The organism is Bacteroides uniformis (assembly GCF_025147485.1).
Lineage (GTDB): Bacteria > Bacteroidota > Bacteroidia > Bacteroidales > Bacteroidaceae > Bacteroides > Bacteroides uniformis.
Genome location: NZ_CP102263.1, coordinates 1,929,170 through 1,947,766 on the forward strand (window position 1 = coordinate 1,929,170; position 18,597 = coordinate 1,947,766).

An 18,597-nucleotide genomic window follows, 5' to 3' on the forward strand; every position below is an offset into this window, starting at 1 on the left:
CTATGGACTTATGTTTGTGCCATCGTATTGGCACAGTCGTGCCAGTACGATGGCAAGGCTGTGCCAGTATGGTGGCACAACTTTGCCAATGCGATGGCACGGGTTGTGCATTTCTTACAGAATGTATTGCACTTCCTTGAACAGATATTCCCGTTCACTTCCTCCTTCATCCTCCAGCACGAACCGTCCGTCTTGCTCTATACGCAGCAACCGGGCAAGGAACTTGCCGTTGGTATCTTCATAAGGGTGCAATCCCCGGCGACGGAAAAGGGAGCGGGCATACCGTGTGGATATCTCGTCGGAGTAGACGGCGAAGTCCTCCATTTGGAGGCTGTTGTAGTAGATTTGTACACGTCTTAGGATATGGGCAAGGATTTCATAACGGTCGTGCTCCTTTCCGGTGATTTGTTTCAGTGAGACGGGGTTGGGAGCATCACTGTTGAAGACTTCCTGGTTGATGTTGATACCGATTCCGGCAATGCTGCGCCTGATATGATGTCCGGAAAGGTCGTTCTCTATCAGTATGCCGCAGATTTTCTTGTCTTTCCAATAAATGTCGTTCGGCCATTTGATGGTGATTTCATCAGACCATCTGCTCAGCTCTTCCTTAATGGCGAGGGAAACGATTTGTGAAAGGATGAACTGCCGGCGGGCTTCCAGAAAAGAAGGGTAGAGTACAAAGCTGAAAAGCAGGTTCTTGCCTTCTTCAGCTTCCCAGGTGTTGCCGCGCTGGCCTTTACCGGCAGTTTGGAACTCGGCAGTCACGGTTGTTAGTTCGGCAACGGATTCTTGCAACTGGTTGCAAAGCTGGCTGAGGTATTGGTTGGTCGATGCCGTCTCGTCCAATGCCACCAGCGGGAACGGGAATGTGTCAGGGCAGGGCTTCATATTCGGTACGCATTTTTTTGGTGAACTTCTTCAATACTTCTTCCACGGAGTGGTCTATCAGTTGCTTCAACAGTTTGTCGTCGACGTCACCGTCAAGGAACACCTGGTTCCAGTACTTTTTGTTGAAGTGATAGGCACCTTCGATGGCAACATAGTGCTCCCGCAGTTCGAGTGCATATTCGGGGTCGCATTTCAGACAAATCTTGTTGGCGCTTTCCAGGTCGATAAGTGCAAACATTTTATTCATGACTTTCATCACGAGCGAGTATTCGTCAAACGGAAAGCATTCCGTGACGGCTTTTTTGCTGAGGCAATATTCGCGGGCGGTTTCGATGTCCATGATGGTATTTACGGTTTTACGGTTTACAATTTACGATTGAAATAACTCTTGCTTGTCAATTTTCAACTCTCAGAACATCGGCGGATAGAAGGCTTCTTTGAGATGCTCTATCCTGAATGCACCCGGTTCGCCTACAGCCGTTATGATGTCGAAGCGGACGGGTGCATCCAAGCAGAAGTGCTTGATATAGGCATCGGCCGCTACGACAATACGTCGTATTTTCTGCCAGTTCACGGCATCCTGCGGCTCAATGTAATCCGTATTGCTACGGGTTTTCACTTCCACAATAATCAGTTCCTTATCTTTGTCGGCTACAATATCCAGCTCAAGGTGATTCTTCCGCCAGTTACGGTCACGTATGGTGTAACCGTTCTGTTCCAAGTATTTGGCAGCGGCGTCTTCACCGGCTTTTCCAAGAATATTGTGTGCACTCATTATTCTGCGTGTCTGGCAGGCATCAGCATACCGTCGTGTCCAGGACGGAAGATAGCGGGCAACTTATAAGTTTTACCATCCAATGTATTGACCACTGCACTGCGCGTTTGGGGGGCTGGATTTGTACCGGTAATCAGTTCAATGGCCTTGGCATACAGAGGTTCTTCATTGTTTCCATAATCTTTATGAATATAGAATACACCTTGTTCGTTATAAGGATTGGTTTCATCCATCAATATATCGGGTTCAAATCCTTTTTCATACTCCCCGAATCCTTTGGCGTTATAGCTTTGGATGGTGATAGGAACAACACGATATGTGTTATTCCGGACAGTGTACTCCTCATATTCCATACCTACGTTCTTACCAGTGGTCTTTTCACCTATAAGTATTACGTCCAAATCTATTCCTTCTAAGGAATTAATGACGAGTTCACTGGCAGAGGCCGTTCCATTTCCGACAAGGCAGTAGACGCGGGGAAGGTTGAGGCTTCCGGCTGATAAGGAAGTACCCAAGTTGGGATAACTGGAGTATGCAAATAATTCATCTTCCCGTTTGTTATTGAGTTTTGCCATTCTTTCATCATTGTATCGTAAACTGCTGAATACTTTACCTTGAGAGGCAGTACCGGCAATACAAGTTGCTATCAGATTAGCCGACATGGTATGCCCACCACCATTGTACCGCAAGTCCAGAATCAAATCTGTGACGTTCTTGTTTTTAAAATCTTTGAAAACATTGAATAATTCTTGGTCAAAGCCTGCCTCGAACCCAGAATAAACGAGGTAACCGATTCTATGTCCTTCTATATCTTCCTTGACATTACTGAAGATGACGGGGTTGTTGTATGTGGCTTTGGAAGTTATGGTGTATTCCTTTTGCCCGGTAATGGTGCCTCCTTCTACGACATCTTCTGTCAAAGTATAGTTGATAGTTGCATCTGGTGACAATATGTCGTAATAGAAGTTATTAATATTGTTATTATTTATCTTCTTTCCATTTATCAGGCTTATCATTGCTCCTCGTTTGAGTCCAGCTTCGGAGGCCGGTGAATCGGGATATACACCTTGGAGGCAGAAATAAATGGTATTTTCTGCTTGTGTGCCAATGCTTATGGGGGTTATACCGGTGATACCGAAACTATATGCCAGTTCCTTGTTTACAATTTTGGTGGTACGGGTTGAACTAATATTGGGCAATAGCTGGATATAAGAGAAAAGATTATAATATGTCTTGCCGTCGCTACCGACATATGTTTTTTTATCCAATGTATTGGTAGTCATACTTCCCAATGCATCATAGAAGAAGTCTTCATAGCCTTTGTTATGGTCAAGATTCAACGTTTTGTATTCATCGTTCCAGAGATACATTTCCCTCAGATATTCATCAACTTTTGCGTTAATCTCCATATCTTCAGTGGTTTGGGGAACACTGGTCCCCTTTTGTGTAACTTCAAAACTTGCAGGAGAATAGCCGTCTATATTAATGGAAATTCTGGCTGTCCGGTCGGTGGTGGAACTTGTACTTACAGATAATTTCAAGGTGCTTTGTCCTTTTGTACCCGAGGTCGTATTCAGTTTGCACCAATCCGCTCCTGAGGTGACGGAAGCTACCCATTTGGCTGCAGCATTGAAGCTTACAGACAACTCATTATCCTGGCTGATCTCCAGGGATTTTCCCTCTGTCCAACTCTGATTGGTTATGCCGGTATTAAGTTTATTATCGTCATCGTCACTACATGAGATAAAACTTATACTGAACAATGTGAGTAGAAAGAAACTAAGATAATTTACATGTTTCATACCTTTTAAATTTAGAACTCTCCAAAAATACGTTTTTAATTACTAAATTAAAATGTTTTTAAGAAATACTTTAAGTTTACCGGTCAAAAAAATATTTCAGTGCTATTTAAGTGTTTCCGATATAAAAATTACGTAGGTTCGTTTTGTTTTTACAGAAGTAAAAGTAATTTTGCAGGAAATATGAGAAAGAGAGATAAAACGTGTGCGAAAGCAACGCCCGAAGAACCGAAACGCGAGCAGCGCATGGTATGCCTGATGAGCGAGGAAGAGCAGCGGATTGTGGACCGTTATCTGGAGAAATACAAGATAACGAACAAGTCGCGTTGGCTGCGGGAGACTATTCTCATGTTTATCCATAAGAATATGGAAGAGGATTATCCTACTTTGTTCGGTGAGCACGACATGAGGAGGTGAAAATTAAAAATTAAAGGGGGTGGCGTTGGACGATAGCTATTATATGAAGCAGGCGCTTTTGGAAGCCCATAAGGCCGGTGAACGGGGAGAAGTTCCCGTAGGTGCAGTTGTGGTGTGCAAGGACCGTATCATAGCTCGTGCCCATAATTTGACGGAGACTTTGACGGATGTCACCGCCCATGCCGAGATGCAAGCCATTACCGCTGCCGCTGCAACTCTTGGCGGCAAATATCTGAATGAATGTACTCTCTATGTCACAGTGGAACCCTGCGTGATGTGTGCTGGTGCCATTGCCTGGGCGCAGATGGGACGTCTGGTGTTTGGTGCTGAAGATGAGAAAAGAGGGTATCAGCGCTATGCCTCGCAGGCATTGCATCCCAAAACACAAGTAGTAAAAGGAATTCTGGCAGATGAATGTGCCGCCCTGATGAAAGAGTTCTTTGCCGCCAAGCGCAAATAATCTCTAATCCTTTATCCCTAATCTCTACTCTTTGATTTCTTCAAAATCCACATACTCTCCCTCGTCTTTGGAGAACAGTTTCTTGTGGCGGGGGCGTATTTCACCTTCTTCAGTTTGTGCCTCCTCAGACGATTGTCTATTATCATTGTAGGAATACCCTCCCGGCTGGTAATTACCATTTCCTTTTTGGTAGGGACCGGAGTTGGAGGAAGTACGGCGTCCGCCCAATCCGAATATGTTCCGGATGACAGTACCGATAATGCTGAGGCCAATGAGCAGAATGGCAATTATGATGATGAATAAAAATCCTAAAATATGAAACATGGGCTAATGTCTTTTTATGTGTTCGTTTTCTGCGAACTTCAATACAACAACCGTGCCAAAGATTTGTTTATTTACTTTTCCTTGTAATAAGCGAAAGCAGTATATACCAGACGATGATTGCAGAAAAGCTGCAGATTCCCAAGAAGATGAGGAACGGAATGCAGACAAGCAGGAAAATGAAGCTTGTTTTATTGTCTTTCCATGACAGATTCTTGAATTTGAGTGAGAACATTGGAATCTCCGATACAAGCAGCCATGAGAAAAGGCAGACCAGCAGCAACAGATAAACCGGATGGAAATTGCTGCTCACCAGCCAGTCGTGAGCGCCCGTCACCAATGAAGCCCAGAACAAGGCGTTTGCCGGGACGGGAAGTCCTACGAAAGAGCTCGTCTGGCGGGTATCGTTGTTGAACTTGGCAAGCCGCAGTGCAGAGAATACGGACAAAAGAAATGCGAGATAGGGGAAAACGCCGGCCAAGCTTTCCATTGCGCCCGAATAGTCCATTTCCTTGAACAAGGAAAATACAATCAGGGAAGGGGCCACTCCGAAACTGACATCATCTGCCAGAGAATCCAAATCCTTGCCGATAATGGAGTGTGCGTCCAGTGCACGTGCCATCATGCCATCGAAGAAATCGAATACGGCACTGAAGATAATGAAAGCGAGTGCCCATTCATATCTGGCTTCGAATGCCATGACACAAGCAATACACCCGGAGAATAGGTTCAGGCAGGTCAGAGTATTTGGAATATGGCGGGTAATGCAGTTTGCCATTGTTGTTCTTTTATTATTTAAGTTTGGCTATCACAGTCTGATTGCCGGTAGTCAGTTGTCCTAGTTTAACGAATACTTCGGTGCCCAACGGTAGAAAGACATCCACGCGGGATCCGAATTTGATGAAACCCATATGTTCGTCAATATAGCATTCCTCGCCCGGTTCGGCATAGGTCACGATGCGGCGCGCCATGGCTCCGGCTATCTGTCGTGCCATAATCTCCACGCCTTCCGGAGTTTCTATTACTACGGTGGAACGCTCGTTGTCGGTGCTGGCTTTGGGCAGCCAGGCTTTCATGAACTTCCCGTTTTTGTGCCATACCTTCTTTACCGTACCATCTACCGGATACCAGTTGGCGTGTACATTAACCAGACTCATGAATATAGATACCATGATACGGCGGTCGTGGAAGTATTCGTTTTCCTCCACTTCTTCCACCACTACGATTTTACCGTCGGCAGGAGCTACCACGACTTTCTCCGTTTCTTGTCCGAACAAACGGATGGGGCAGCGGAAGAAGTTCACGAGTATGCCATATACTATGAGGCTGATGACCGCTACTACGTAAAAAGGAACTTTGCATTCCAATCCGAAGTAAAGGGCAGTGTTGACAGCCAGAATCAGAACCAGGCTGCCTGCCAATGTATGTGTTCCTTCACGGTGTATGCGTATCTTTTTTAATCTTTTTAATCGACCCATGTATATCGTATTTGCTAATTTAGATAGAAATTATCTGCAAAAATAGGCTTATTTTGAAAATCTAACAAGGATTTGGAGAGAGAAATGTGCATGTTGATAACTTTTTGGGAAATATTTTTGTTAGCTGTGATAGAGGTTGTAATTTTAGGCTCTCAATAGAAAGGATATATATGCAAGATTTTGTTCATTTACATGTCCATACCCAATACTCTCTTCTGGATGGTCAGGCAAGTGTCAGCAGGCTGGTTGACAAGGCCATGAAGGATGGTATGAAAGGCATTGCCGTGACCGACCATGGAAATATGTTCGGTATCAAGGAGTTCACCAACTATGTCAACAAGAAGAACAGCGGGCCAAAGGGGGAGATAAAGGACCTCAAGAAAAGGATTGCCGGTATTGAAAGCGGTGAGATAGAGTGTGAAGACAAGGAAGCGGAGATTGCCGATTGTCGTGCCAAGATGGCAGAAGCGGAAAGCAAGCTGTTCAAGCCGATTGTAGGCTGTGAAATGTATGTGGCCCGCCGAACCATGGATAAGAAGGAGGGGAAGCCGGACCAGAGTGGCTATCACCTGATTGTGCTGGCAAAGAATGAGAAGGGGTATCACAATCTGATAAAACTTGTATCGCATGCCTGGACAAGGGGATACTATATGCGTCCGCGTACAGACCGCAGTGAACTGGAAAAGTACCATGAGGGGCTGATTGTCTGCTCGGCTTGTATCGGTGGCGAGGTTCCTAAGAAGATTATCAATGACCAGCTGGAAGAGGCAGAAGAAGCTGTACGCTGGTATAAGAATCTGTTTGGCGATGATTACTATCTGGAGCTTCAGCGCCATAAAGCCACTGTTCCCCGTGCCAACCACGAAGCCTATCCGCTTCAGCAGAAGGCGAATGCCAAGTTGCTGGAGCTTGCCCGGAAATATGACATTAAGGTTATCTGCTCCAATGACGTCCACTTTGTGGATGAAGAGAATGCAGAAGCGCACGACCGCCTGATTTGTCTGAGCACGGGTAAAGATCTGGATGACCCTACCCGAATGCTTTATACCAAGCAGGAATGGATGAAGACAAAGGCTGAGATGAACGCCTTGTTTGAGGATGTTCCCGAAGCCTTGTCCAATACCTTGGAGATTTTGGACAAGGTGGAATATTATTCCATCGACCACGCTCCTATTATGCCTACGTTTGCTATTCCGGAAGATTTCGGAACGGAAGAGGGCTATCGGCAGAAATATACCGAAAAGGACTTATTTGATGAGTTTACCCAGGATGAAAACGGCAAGGTGGTGCTGGATGAGGATGCCGCCAATGCCAAGATAAAGCGTCTGGGGGGCTACGACAAGCTGTACCGTATCAAGCTGGAAGCCGACTATCTGGCAAAATTGGCATTCGACGGTGCTAAAAAACTGTACGGTGATCCCTTGTCCGACGAGGTGAAGGAACGTCTGGTCTTTGAGCTGTACATCATGAAGACGATGGGTTTCCCGGGATACTTCTTGATTGTGCAGGACTTTATCAATGCCGCCCGCACACAGCTGGGCGTTTCGGTAGGACCGGGACGTGGTTCGGCTGCCGGCTCGGCGGTGGCCTATTGCTTGGGCATCACGAAAATAGACCCGATTCAATACGACCTTCTGTTCGAGCGTTTCTTGAATCCCGACCGTATCTCTTTGCCTGATATCGATGTGGACTTCGATGATGACGGGCGTGGAGAAGTGCTCCGCTGGGTGACGGAGAAGTACGGGCAAGAGAAGGTGGCGCACATCATTACATATGGCACGATGGCGACCAAGATGGCCATCAAGGACGTGGCGCGCGTGCAGAAACTGCCTTTGAGCGAATCGGACCGTCTGTGCAAGCTCGTGCCGGATAAGATTCCCGACAAGAAACTCAACCTGCCCAATGCCATTGCCTACGTGCCCGAATTGCAGGCTGCGGAGGCTTCGCCCGATCCCCTGGTGCGCGATACGATGAAATATGCCAAGATGCTGGAAGGTAATGTACGCGGTACGGGTGTGCATGCCTGCGGTACTATTATTTGCCGTGACGACATCACGGATTGGGTACCCGTCAGCACGGCGGATGATAAGGAGACGGGCGAGAAGATGCTCGTTACCCAATACGAAGGTTCCGTCATCGAAGATACGGGACTTATCAAGATGGACTTCCTCGGACTGAAAACCTTGTCCATCATTAAGGAAGCCGTTGCCAATGTACGTCTGCACCGCGGCTTGGAACTCGACATCGACAAGATATCCATTTCCGACCCTGCTACCTATAAACTCTATTGCGACGGCCGCACCATCGGTACGTTCCAGTTTGAATCGGCCGGTATGCAGAAATATCTGCGTGAGTTGCAACCGAGCACTTTCGAGGATTTGATTGCCATGAATGCCCTCTACCGTCCGGGTCCTATGGATTATATCCCCGACTTCATCGACCGTAAGTGGGGACGCAAGCCCATCGAGTATGACATCCCCATCATGGAGAAGTATCTGAAGGATACCTACGGCATTACGGTCTACCAGGAGCAGGTCATGCTTCTGTCGCGTTTGCTGGCGGACTTCACCCGTGGTGAGTCCGATGCCTTGCGTAAGGCGATGGGTAAGAAACTGCGTGACAAGCTGGACCACATGAAGCCGAAATTCATTTCGGGTGGACAAAAGAACGGCCACGACCCGAAAGTGCTTGAGAAAATCTGGGCCGACTGGGAAAAGTTTGCGTCCTATGCCTTCAACAAGTCACATGCCACTTGCTATTCGTGGGTGGCCTATCAGACGGCTTTCCTCAAGGCCAACTATCCGGCCGAATACATGGCGGCGGTCATGAGCCGAAGTTTGGCGAATATTACCGATATAACCAAACTGATGGATGAATGCAAGGCAATGGGCATCAATACATTGGGGCCGGATGTGAATGAAAGTAACCTGAAGTTCACCGTGAACAAGGAAGGCAATATCCGTTTTGGTCTTGGCGCGGTGAAAGGGGTAGGCGAGGGTGCTGTGCAGAGCATCATGGAGGAACGCGAGAAGAATGGTCCTTTCAAGGGTATATTTGATTTTGTGCAGCGTGTCAATCTGACAGCCTGCAACAAGAAGAATCTGGAATGTCTTGCTTTGGCGGGCGGGTTCGACAGCTTCCCGGAGCTGAAGCGAGAGCAGTATTTTGCCGTAAATTCCAAGAACGAGGTCTTCCTCGAAACCTTGGTGCGGTATGGTAACCGTTACCAGGCCGACCAGGCTGCGGCTGCAAACTCCTTGTTCGGCGGTGAGAATGTGGTGGATATCGCCACTCCGGAAATACCGGTAGCGGAACGTTGGAGCGACCTCGACCGTTTGAACCGGGAGCGCGATTTGGTAGGTATCTATCTGTCCGCACACCCGTTGGATGAGTATTCCGTAGTTCTGGAGCATGTTTGCAACACTCACATGACAGAGCTGGAAGATAAGACGGCACTTGTGGGACGCGAAATAACAATGGGTGGCATCGTGACCGCCGTGCGTCGCGGTATCAGCAAAAATGGAAATCCTTACGGCATAGCCAAGATTGAAGACTATTCCGGTTCGGCAGAGCTTCCTTTCTTCGGAAATGATTGGGTGACCTATCAGGGGTATCTGGGTGAACGTACCTTCTTGTTCATCAAAGCCCGTTGCCAGCCCAAGCAATGGCGGCAGGATGAGTTGGAGCTGAAGATAACCTCCATGGAACTGTTGCCTGACGTCAAGGAGAAACTGATTGAGAAGATAACCATTCTCATTCCGCTGAGTGTGCTGAACAAGGCTTTGATAACTGAACTGGCAGAACTGACCAAGGAACGTCCGGGCAGTACGGAGCTTTATTTCAAAGTCAGAGATGAGGATAGCAAGATGACGGTCGATTTGATTTCCCGTCCCGTGAAGCTTTCCGTGGGGCGTGAACTGATTACTTATTTAAAAGAGCGTCCGGACCTTGAGTTCAGGATTAATTAGTTATCTTTGTTGGAAAACGAAGATAGGCTGCACCTCGGCATAAAAAATGAACAAGTTCATTTTGTTTTGCATTCGGTTTGCACTATCTTTGCTTTGAAAGCGAAGGTTGATAAAACGCAATTGACAGTAAATTAATAATTATAGTTGACATTTAATATTAAAAGAAATGGCTTTAGAAATTACAGACAGCAATTTTCAAGAAATCCTGGCAGAGGGAAAGCCGGTCGTTATGGATTTCTGGGCACCTTGGTGCGGCCCTTGTAAGATGGTGGGACCAATCATCGATGAATTGGCTACTGAATATGAAGGAAAGGTGATTATTGGCAAATGTGACGTGGATGAGAACGGTGATGTGGCTGCCGAATATGGTATACGCAACATCCCTACAGTCTTGTTCTTCAAGAATGGAGAGCTGGTGGACAAGCAGGTAGGTTCTGCTCCGAAATCTGCTTACGTGGCCAAGATAGAAGCGATATTATAAGGTACTATTTGACGATTTACGATTTACCCTTTCGGCATCATGGCGCAGCTAAATAGTAAATAGTAAATCGTCAAATAGTCAATAACATTAACCCTTTAAGCAATAGTAAGTATGGGAATGGAAGACGATTTTTTGCAGAATGATGTCGATGATGAAAAGACCATCGAGTACATCAAGAATTATTTGCCGCAGGAGTTGAAAGAGAAGTTCTCTGACGACGAGTTCTATTATTTTCTCGATTTGATTGACGAGTACTATTCCGAGAGCGGCATCCTTGATGCGCAGCCGGATGCGGATGGGTACATCGAGATTGATTTGGGGAAAATCGTGGACTATATTGTCAAGGAAGCCCATAAGGATGAGATGGGTGACTATGATCCGGAAGAAATCCTTTTCATCGTACAAGGTGAGATGGAATATACGGAATCTTTGGACGAAGAATAGTCTGTATCAAAAGTATAGGAAAATCGCGGATGAGCATGGCTTCATCCGCGATTTTTTGTTTTTATGTAGCCGGTGGCGTATTCAGAAAAAAGAAGATGGACGTGCCGATGAGGATGACACCCAATACGCCGTAGAACAGGCGGGCTTGTCGCCGCCCTACATTTTGTACGATAAACTGGGTGTTTCGGGCAGTAAAGAACCAGTTCCAGTCCAATATGGCTGCCAGCAAGGCGATGATGCCTGCGACGGCAAAAATCCCTTGAACGATGTATTGGCTCATGGAGAACTAAAAATTATAAATTAAAAATTAAAAAGAGGGGGGAGGGGTTATTCAAAGTCTTCCAGGGTGACTTTCCGCTCTCCGTTCTCTATTTCCTCAATGGTCACTTTGATGGTATTACCCGGCAGAAGCTCCTCTACCAGCTCCGGCCATTCTATGAAGCAGAGGGCGCCGCTGTAGAAGTAATCTTCGTACCCCATGTCATACACTTCTTCCAGCTTCTTGATGCGGTAGAAGTCAAAATGGTAAATCAGTTCGCCGGCAGTGTCGGAACGGTATTCGTTAACAATGGCGAAGGTAGGGGAGGTGATGACGTCGGAAACGCCCAATTCCTCGCAAACGGCTTTGATGAAAGTCGTCTTGCCCGCCCCCATTTTTCCATAGAGGGCGAAGACGGTATTGTCACCCATTTCAGCGATGAACTGGCGGGCGGCTTCGTGAATCTGGTCTAATGACTGAATTTTGATTTCCATTGTGTCTTTTGATTTAGCGTTGCAAATATAGCCAAAAACTTTTTCCCGTCTTGCAAATGGCATAGATAATGATGGAAAAGAATATAATGGATGCACCCGAGGGGACATTCAAGTAGAAAGAAATCATCAGCCCGCCCAGGCAACTGAGGTAACCGATGCCGATGGAAAGCCAGATGATGCGGTGGAACCGGTGCGAGAACAAGTTGGCGGTCATCTGCGGAACGGTGAGCAGTGAAATAACCAGCACGATGCCCACCATGCGCAGGCATGCCACGATGGTCAGCGCAATGAACATCATCAGTACATATTCGAATACCTGCACCGGAATACCTTGCGAGCGAGCAAACTCCCGGTCGAAAGCCACGTAGATGATGGGATGGAGATACAGCGCGAAAAACAGTATCAGCAGGACGGCGAGCCCTCCCAATAGAGCGATGTCGCTCCAGGTAATCGTGAGAATGTTGCCGAAGAGATAGGCGGACAAGTCGGGGGCGAATCCCGGCGAGAGGAAAGTGAACATGATGCCCAGTGCCATGCCCAATGTCCAGAATACGGCAATGGCAGAGTCTTCCCGCATATCCTTCCGTTTGCTGAGCCACTCTACACCGAAAGCGGACAAGACTGCAAACAAGGCTGCCGACAGAATGGGGGAAATGCCGGTATACAATCCCAGACCGATACCGCCAAAAGATGCATGCGTCAATCCGCCGCTGATGAACACTAGTCTCCGGGTAACGATGTACGTGCCTATCAGCCCGCAAGCAATGCTTGCCAGCAGACTGCCGATGAGGGCATGTTGGAAAAAAGTGTATTGCAGTAGCTCCATTTATTCAATTAAAAATTAAGAATTAAAAATTAAAAGTTGGATGTGGAGTGTTAGGAATGGGGGGTGAGACGGCGTTCGCCGATGATGAGGAACACTTCATCCTTGATGTTGTCCGGCAAGGCTATGCCACGCAGTTGCAGGCTGCGTACCCATCCGGCTACGTCCGTGTCTTGCATGGTGTAGAACACGTCGCGGAACTCGTCTTCCTGCTCGGGAGTATAGGCATCGGGAGCGGTGCCGATGTATTTGTCCAGTTCCTCGTCATCGTAATATTCAATTTGTTTGCTGACGGCTGCCAGTAAGCTGTCACGTTCGCAGATTTCATGCTGTCCGCAGCATTCGGAATTCACTTCCTGCACTTCGGGCATGGCGTCCAGTTCGCCGCGGTCTATCTTCTTCTGCAGTTTCCGGTTGCGTATAATTCCGGCTGTGGCTGCCACGAGGGCAAGGACAATCAGGCTAATAATCAATATCCACATGGGCTTCCTTTTCTTGAAAAACATGTTCCATTAATAGAACGGACAAAGATACACATTGTTTTGTACACGACAAAATAATGAGTCAGATTGCAGGTAGGCAGATTACTTCCACCCGACGCAGGCATTACTTGCCTGGAACGCAGTATAAAACTACTTTGGATGCATCCTAATCTTAGAATGTATCCTTTATTCCTAAGAATAAAGGTTATATTCTTAAGAATAAAGGCTGTATTTCTAAGAATAAAAGCTTTATTCTAAGATTGCATTGCATCTTGGCAGACTTTAAATCCCGCCTTTTGCAAGTCTTCCCAGTAAGCAGGGTAAGATTTGGTAACGACCTGTGGTTCATTTATCCGTATTTGGGGCAGTACAAGGCAGGCGGGGGCAAATGCCATGGCCATACGGTGGTCTTCGTAGGTGGCGATGACGGGGTCAGCGTCTGCCGGGCAGCGTTCGCCATCCCACAACAAGATGCTGTCTTGCTCGGAGCGCACGACGTAACCCAGTTTGCGCAGTTCCGTAATGAGGGCGGTGATACGGTCGGTCTCCTTTATTTTGAGGCTTTGCAGTCCGGTGAAGCGGAAAGGGATGTCCATCAAGCAGCAGGTGACGACAAAGGTCTGCGCCAGGTCCGGGATGTCCACCATGTCTTCGTCGAGACGGGTGGCGGGAGTACCCTTCCGGGTCAGTTTTACTCCCCGGTCTGTATATTCGGTATGGACGCCGAGGCGGGTAAAGACTTCCGCGCCGCGGCTGTCGCCTTGATAGCTGTGGGCGAAGAGACCGAGCAGTTCGATTTCTGCCGTGTGCGCTTCTTCCTTCGTGCTGTCTTCACTTTCTTTTGCGCTACTTCTGTCTCCCCCTTTTATTTTTTCATTTTTAATTCCTTCTATTGCCATCATCTGATACCAGTAAGAGGCGGCGCTCCAATCGCTTTCTACGGTGAAAGGGGTATCCGTGTATCCGCCGGGGCTGACGGTGATGCAATCTTCGGAGACCCAGTCGGCTTGGGCGCCGAAGTCGCGCATCAGTTGCAGGGTCAGGTTGATGTAGGGGCGGGAGATGATGTCACCCGTCAAGTGCAGGCGCAGGCCTTTGGGAAGGACGGTACCAATCATCAGCAGGGCGGATATGTATTGTGAGCTGACATTGCCGGCGAGGGATATTTCGCTGCCGGTCAGTTCTGTTCCGGTGATGCGCAAGGGAGGGAACCCTTCGTTTCCGACGTATTCTATGCGGGCGCCGAGCTCTCGCAGGGCGTCTACCAGTATGCGGATGGGGCGTTGCTGCATGCGTTGCGTACCGGTGATGATTCGGGTGCCAGGAGTTACGCTGAGGTAGGCGGTGAGGAAACGCATGGCGGTGCCGGCGGCAAGGATATCTATATGTCCGGGATTTCCGTCGAGGGCGCGAGTCATCACTATGGTGTCGTCACAATCGCTCAGATTGCGGGGCAGGATATTGCCGTGGGCAAGGGAGTGGAGGATGAGTGCCCGGTTACTGATACTTTTGGATGCCGGGAGCTGTATGGCTGCGTGCAGTGAGGCAGGAGCGGAAACGGTATATCGCATGGTCGTATTTGTTAAGTTACGGTGGTAAGGAGTTTTTTTATTGTCACTGCAAAAGTAGGATAAATCTTTGGGAAATGGAAAAAAGGAAACTTGTTTCTGTGGTTTCAATCTTTCGTTTATCTTTGCGGAGGTAAGTCCTGCTATCGGGACGGATAGATATAATTAAGCATCATTCTTATGGAAATAGATTTAACCACCCCCGCCTTGCTGTTTTCGGCCATATCGCTGATTATGCTGGCCTATACCAACCGTTTCTTGTCCTATGCCCAACTGGTGCGCACCTTGAAGGAACAGTACATGGAGAACCCGTCTTCGGTGAAGGCGGCGCAGATTGCCAACCTGAGGAAGCGGCTCTACCTGACGCGTGCCATGCAGGTGGCGGGCATCGGCAGCCTGCTGCTGTGCGTGGTCAGCATGTTCTTTGTCTATATCCGTCTCCATCTGCTTTCGGCCTATATCTTCGGTTTGGCGCTGATATTGCTGATTATTTCGCTGGCCATATCGGTGTACGAAATATATATATCGGTGAAGTCTTTGGAGATACATCTCAACGATATGCACGAGTAGAGGCTCTACGGGATGATGTTCCGTACGGGGAGTTCCAGTTCTCCCCAGTCAATCATGGCATTGAACAGCCTGACAGTAGAGAATGAAGGCAAGTCTTCCGGTCTGATATCTTTTTCCTGCAAGATTCCTTCTTCCAGCAAGGCTGCCCGTTTGGTCCCTTTCAGCAGGGGATGTGCCGGCGTGTACCAGTGGGTACCGTCGGAAAGGGCGATGTTGGCGATGGAGGTGTCTGTCAGCAGGCCTTGTTTCACAATCAGAATGTCGTCGCATGCGCCGCGCAGGGCAAAGAGGCAGTTCAGCGGTTCGCGTCCGGCGCTTTTGTAGGTGTAGTCGATGGTATCGGCCTGCATCAGTGCCAGCGAATGCACGTGCCGCACGGCGTAGGGGGAGTAGCTGAGGTCTTCAATACCTTTTTCACCATACACTACGCGTGCCTTGACGATGCCCGCCCCGGTGATGCCTGCTCCACAGCCGGGAGACGACAGATAATCGGACAGTTGCAGCGGTGTGCTTTCCGGCCAGAAGTGGGCGCGGGTATCGTTCAGCCTCCGGTTGTGGCGGGAAAGGTTGCAGACCCTTCCGTGGTCGATGCGTATGGTTTCAATAAATAGGCACATATATTTTCTGTATTACTTCGTTGTATTCGCTTTCCCACCGGCTTTTGGCGGTGATGCCGCCTCCTGCCTTGAAGTGGAGCTGGCCGTTTTCCTGCTCGATGAAGCGTATCATGACAGCGCTGTCCAGCTGTCCGTCGGCATAATGCCCCATGATGCCGGTGTAGAAGCCCCGGCGGTAGTCCTCGGCCTGGGCGATGATTTCTACGGTTTTGGGCTTGGGGGCACCGGTGATGGAGCCGGCAGGAAGCAGGCGGAAGATGATGTCGCCCAGGTGTGCGGTGTAGTCTTCGGGCAGGGTGCCGCATATCTCGGAGCTGGTCTGGAGGATGGGGCCCTTATTGGTTTGCAGGCGGTCTATATATCGGTAGGAGGTCACTTCGACGTGTTCCGAAACCATGCTGAGGTCGTTGCGTATCAGGTCGACGATGGTGGCGTGCTCGGCTGCCTCTTTGGTGTCCTGCATCAAGAGCTGTTCCGCATCGGGCAGGGTAGCGTCGATGGTGCCTTTCATGGGGAAGGACTTTATCTTGCCCTTCTCTATGCGGACAAAGATTTCGGGGGAGAAGCAGACGAACCGGTCTTTCAGCCACAGCTTGTACAAGGCTTCGGAGTGGAGGAATATTTCTTCCAGTGTCAGATTGGTGGTGACGGGTACCCGGCAAGTGAGGTTCGTCAGGTAGCTGTTGCCTGCCAGCAGGTTTTGCTTCACGAGGTCGAACGAATGTCTGTATGCGGCGGGGGAAGGGGGAGTGATGTCCCACTGGATAGGGCCGGCGCATCGGGCGGCTGTGCTTCTGGCAAGGGCTGTTGCAGCCGTCTCCGTGTTGCCTGCCTTCGGGAATTGGAAAAGGCAGGTGGCGGGGTCTATCCGGTCGAGGGGCTCAATGTGCGACTGCTCTTGCGCGTAGTCTACGATGAAGAGGAAGGGCACATTGGCTCCGGCCAGTGCGTTCATGCGGGCGATGGTTTCTGTCCGGCTGTACGTCTTCATGCGTCAATAGACTGCGGAGGCTATCACCTGGATTATCAGAATGAGGAACACCATGGCAATGGGATATACCGTGGCATAGGCCACGCTCGGTATGTTGCTGTCCGTCATGGAGTCGGCGGCGGCAAGGCCGGGCGTACTGGTCATGCCGCCGGTGATGGTGCCCAGCAGGTCGAGAATGTTTATCTTGAACACGAACAGGCCTACGCATACTGCCACCAGCATGGGCACCAGCGTGATGGCGGCGCCTACGCCGAACAAGAGCCAGCCGCTTTCCTGGAACGTGGCCATCAGATTCCGTCCTGCCGATGTCCCTACTTCGGCAAGGAAGAGCAGCAGTCCCAGCTGGCGCAGCAGTTGGTTGGCAGGGCCGGACATGGACCACAGAATGGGGCCGGTCTTTCCGATGGCGCTCAGGAACAAGGCGACCATCAGGATGCCTCCCGTCAGTCCCGGAGAGAACGACAGACTGTCCGAGAAGGAGATGTTGAGCTTGCCGAAGAGCACGCCCAGCACGATGCCCAGGGCGATGGGGAAGAAGTCGGTGTCGGACAGTTGCTTGGTGTCGTTGCCCAGCAGGCGTGCCACTCCCTTGATGCCGTCCTTCTCGCCCACCACCATCAGTTTGTCGCCGAATTTTAGGGCCAGGTCGGGCGAGGGGGAGAGGTCGATGCCGCTTCGGCGGATGCGGGTGACGGTGCAGCCGAAGTTCTTCATCAGGTTGAGGTCGCCCAGCTGCTTGTTTATCATATCCTTCTTGGTGAGCAGCAGGGATTCAATCTCCTGCATGTCTACGAGTGGCAGTTCGCCTTCTTCGCGTTCGCCCACGAGGACGGCGAGCTGGTTTAAGGCCTCTTCGCTACCCACGGCTTGTATGTAGTCTCCCTCGTGCAGGATGGTCTGGGCGGTGGGGATGGCTATCTGCTCGTTGTGCTTGTGGCGTGAGATGACGGCTCCGGTCATGGCGCGCGCATTGATTTGCATCAGGCTCCGGTCGAAGACGGCGGGGTTGGTTACGCGGAACAGACAGGTTGTCAGTTCCGGGAACTGGCTGCGGCGTTCCTTCTCCAACCGGCGCGCCTCCTTGTCGAGGTCGATGCGCATGATACGGGGCAGCAGCTTAACGAAGAGAATCACGCCGATAACGCCGAAAGGATAGGCAATACCGTAAGCGATGGATGCCAGTGGGGAATGGGTGCTGTCAATGGCAACGGCGAGTCCCGGCGTACTGGTCAGGGCACCGGCTATCAGTCCCACGACACTGGGAGTATCGATGTCGAAGGCATATTTCAGTCCTACTGCCGTCAGGGCGGCGGAGCAGATGATGAGCAGGGTGATGATGATAAGCGTCTTGCCCTTGCTCCGGAAGGAGTCGAAAAATCCGGGACCGGCCTGGATGCCGATGGTGAAGATGAAGAGCACCAGTCCGAAGTTTCCTAATTCTTTGGGGATGATGACACCGAAGTGTCCGAACAGCAGGGCAATGAAGATGACGGCGGAGACGTCGAGCGAAAGCCCTTTAATCTTGATTCTTCCCAACATGAAGCCTAAAGCCACAATGAGAAAGAGCGCGAAATAGGAGGAGTTTAACAAGTCAGCAAACATAATCAGTTAAAGAGTTAGGAATTTATGTCACAAAGATAGTGCAAAAAAGTGAGATAGAAAAAGTATTGCTTCCTTGTGGCATATAAAAAAAGATGATGTGCCATCAACCGTTTTGACACATCATCTTAATATATATATCGGCCTATATGACCGGTATTCC

At 49.3% G+C, this 18,597-nt stretch carries 21 protein-coding genes; 6 read left to right on the forward strand and 15 right to left on the reverse strand.

The window, feature by feature from the left end:
- Positions 1-114: 114 nt before the first annotated feature.
- The 4 genes from NQ510_RS07305 to NQ510_RS07320 form a co-directional block, all read right to left on the reverse strand.
- On the reverse strand, positions 115-888 hold the full coding sequence (locus NQ510_RS07305; RefSeq protein ID WP_005824213.1) for a biotin--[acetyl-CoA-carboxylase] ligase: 774 nt from the start codon (positions 886-888) through the stop codon (positions 115-117).
- A complete protein-coding gene (locus tag NQ510_RS07310) occupies positions 872-1,228 on the reverse strand; it encodes an MmcQ/YjbR family DNA-binding protein (protein WP_005824210.1) in 357 nt (118 codons plus the stop codon). The genes NQ510_RS07305 and NQ510_RS07310 overlap by 17 nt, the downstream gene beginning before the upstream one ends.
- A 69-nt stretch (positions 1,229-1,297) precedes the next feature.
- Positions 1,298-1,663 carry a YraN family protein gene (locus NQ510_RS07315; RefSeq protein WP_005824208.1) on the reverse strand — a complete coding sequence of 122 codons (366 nt, stop codon included), beginning with the start codon at positions 1,661-1,663 and terminating at the stop codon, positions 1,298-1,300.
- Positions 1,663-3,465, reverse strand: coding sequence for a S41 family peptidase (locus NQ510_RS07320; protein WP_005824206.1), 1,803 nt, complete (start codon positions 3,463-3,465; stop codon positions 1,663-1,665). The genes NQ510_RS07315 and NQ510_RS07320 overlap by 1 nt, the downstream gene beginning before the upstream one ends.
- Positions 3,466-3,645: 180 nt before the next feature.
- On the opposite strand from NQ510_RS07320, the gene NQ510_RS07325 reads away from it, so the two are divergent.
- Both NQ510_RS07325 and NQ510_RS07330 read left to right on the forward strand, forming a co-directional pair.
- Positions 3,646-3,879 carry a hypothetical protein gene (locus NQ510_RS07325; protein WP_005824205.1) on the forward strand — a complete coding sequence of 78 codons (234 nt, stop codon included), beginning with the start codon at positions 3,646-3,648 and terminating at the stop codon, positions 3,877-3,879.
- Positions 3,880-3,904: 25 nt separating this feature from the next.
- Positions 3,905-4,339, forward strand: a complete 435-nt coding sequence (locus tag NQ510_RS07330) for a nucleoside deaminase (protein WP_009037193.1) — start codon at positions 3,905-3,907, stop codon at positions 4,337-4,339.
- Positions 4,340-4,363: 24 nt separating this feature from the next.
- Here the strand turns inward: NQ510_RS07330 and NQ510_RS07335 are convergent, their stop codons facing one another.
- The 3 genes from NQ510_RS07335 to NQ510_RS07345 all read right to left on the reverse strand — a co-directional run bounded on the left by NQ510_RS07335 (position 4,364) and on the right by NQ510_RS07345 (position 6,138).
- The gene (locus NQ510_RS07335; RefSeq protein WP_005824202.1) at positions 4,364-4,663 is read right to left on the reverse strand and encodes a DUF4834 family protein; all 300 of its coding nucleotides are present in this window, start codon (positions 4,661-4,663) and stop codon (positions 4,364-4,366) included.
- Positions 4,664-4,730: 67 nt separating this feature from the next.
- On the reverse strand, positions 4,731-5,438 hold the full coding sequence (gene pssA, locus NQ510_RS07340) for a CDP-diacylglycerol--serine O-phosphatidyltransferase (RefSeq protein WP_005835110.1): 708 nt from the start codon (positions 5,436-5,438) through the stop codon (positions 4,731-4,733).
- Between the two features lie 13 nt (positions 5,439-5,451).
- Positions 5,452-6,138, reverse strand: coding sequence for a phosphatidylserine decarboxylase family protein (locus tag NQ510_RS07345; protein ID WP_005824199.1), 687 nt, complete (start codon positions 6,136-6,138; stop codon positions 5,452-5,454).
- A gap of 170 nt (positions 6,139-6,308) precedes the next feature.
- Here NQ510_RS07345 and dnaE point away from each other — a divergent pair, with 170 nt between their 5' ends.
- The 3 genes from dnaE (at position 6,309) to NQ510_RS07360 (ending at position 11,031) form a co-directional block, all read left to right on the forward strand.
- Positions 6,309-10,106, forward strand: a complete 3,798-nt coding sequence (dnaE, locus tag NQ510_RS07350) for a DNA polymerase III subunit alpha (protein WP_005824197.1) — start codon at positions 6,309-6,311, stop codon at positions 10,104-10,106.
- Positions 10,107-10,272: 166 nt separating this feature from the next.
- A complete protein-coding gene (trxA, locus tag NQ510_RS07355; protein WP_005824191.1) occupies positions 10,273-10,587 on the forward strand; it encodes a thioredoxin in 315 nt (104 codons plus the stop codon).
- 111 nt (positions 10,588-10,698) lie between these two features.
- Positions 10,699-11,031 (forward strand): hypothetical protein, encoded by a 333-nt coding sequence (locus tag NQ510_RS07360; RefSeq protein ID WP_005824189.1) that lies wholly within the window; start codon positions 10,699-10,701, stop codon positions 11,029-11,031.
- A gap of 61 nt (positions 11,032-11,092) precedes the next feature.
- Here NQ510_RS07360 and NQ510_RS07365 read toward each other — a convergent pair whose 3' ends face one another.
- The 5 genes from NQ510_RS07365 to NQ510_RS07385 all read right to left on the reverse strand — a co-directional run bounded on the left by NQ510_RS07365 (position 11,093) and on the right by NQ510_RS07385 (position 14,660).
- The gene (locus NQ510_RS07365) at positions 11,093-11,311 is read right to left on the reverse strand and encodes an immunity 17 family protein (protein ID WP_008665728.1); all 219 of its coding nucleotides are present in this window, start codon (positions 11,309-11,311) and stop codon (positions 11,093-11,095) included.
- A 47-nt stretch (positions 11,312-11,358) separates the two neighbouring features.
- A complete protein-coding gene (tsaE, locus tag NQ510_RS07370) occupies positions 11,359-11,784 on the reverse strand; it encodes a tRNA (adenosine(37)-N6)-threonylcarbamoyltransferase complex ATPase subunit type 1 TsaE (protein ID WP_005824185.1) in 426 nt (141 codons plus the stop codon).
- A gap of 13 nt (positions 11,785-11,797) precedes the next feature.
- The gene (locus NQ510_RS07375; RefSeq protein WP_005824182.1) at positions 11,798-12,610 is read right to left on the reverse strand and encodes a metal ABC transporter permease; all 813 of its coding nucleotides are present in this window, start codon (positions 12,608-12,610) and stop codon (positions 11,798-11,800) included.
- 50 nt (positions 12,611-12,660) lie between these two features.
- On the reverse strand, positions 12,661-13,089 hold the full coding sequence (locus NQ510_RS07380; RefSeq protein WP_008665724.1) for a hypothetical protein: 429 nt from the start codon (positions 13,087-13,089) through the stop codon (positions 12,661-12,663).
- 254 nt (positions 13,090-13,343) lie between these two features.
- The gene (locus tag NQ510_RS07385) at positions 13,344-14,660 is read right to left on the reverse strand and encodes a 3-phosphoshikimate 1-carboxyvinyltransferase (RefSeq protein ID WP_008665722.1); all 1,317 of its coding nucleotides are present in this window, start codon (positions 14,658-14,660) and stop codon (positions 13,344-13,346) included.
- Between the two features lie 177 nt (positions 14,661-14,837).
- Here NQ510_RS07385 and NQ510_RS07390 point away from each other — a divergent pair, with 177 nt between their 5' ends.
- Positions 14,838-15,227: a DUF2721 domain-containing protein gene (locus NQ510_RS07390; protein WP_005824170.1), complete on the forward strand. Its 390-nt coding sequence runs from the start codon at positions 14,838-14,840 to the stop codon at positions 15,225-15,227.
- Positions 15,228-15,232: 5 nt separating this feature from the next.
- On the opposite strand, the gene NQ510_RS07395 is transcribed toward NQ510_RS07390, so the two are convergent.
- The 3 genes from NQ510_RS07395 to NQ510_RS07405 are packed head-to-tail and all read right to left on the reverse strand — an operon-like array spanning position 15,233 to position 18,437.
- Complete coding sequence (locus NQ510_RS07395; protein ID WP_005824168.1) at positions 15,233-15,844, reverse strand: aminotransferase class IV family protein; 612 nt, start codon at positions 15,842-15,844, stop codon at positions 15,233-15,235.
- Positions 15,828-16,835 carry an aminodeoxychorismate synthase component I gene (locus NQ510_RS07400; protein ID WP_005824166.1) on the reverse strand — a complete coding sequence of 336 codons (1,008 nt, stop codon included), beginning with the start codon at positions 16,833-16,835 and terminating at the stop codon, positions 15,828-15,830. The genes NQ510_RS07395 and NQ510_RS07400 overlap by 17 nt, the downstream gene beginning before the upstream one ends.
- Before the next feature lie 3 nt (positions 16,836-16,838).
- A complete protein-coding gene (locus NQ510_RS07405) occupies positions 16,839-18,437 on the reverse strand; it encodes an aspartate:alanine exchanger family transporter (RefSeq protein WP_005824164.1) in 1,599 nt (532 codons plus the stop codon).
- Positions 18,438-18,597: the final 160 nt, after the last annotated feature.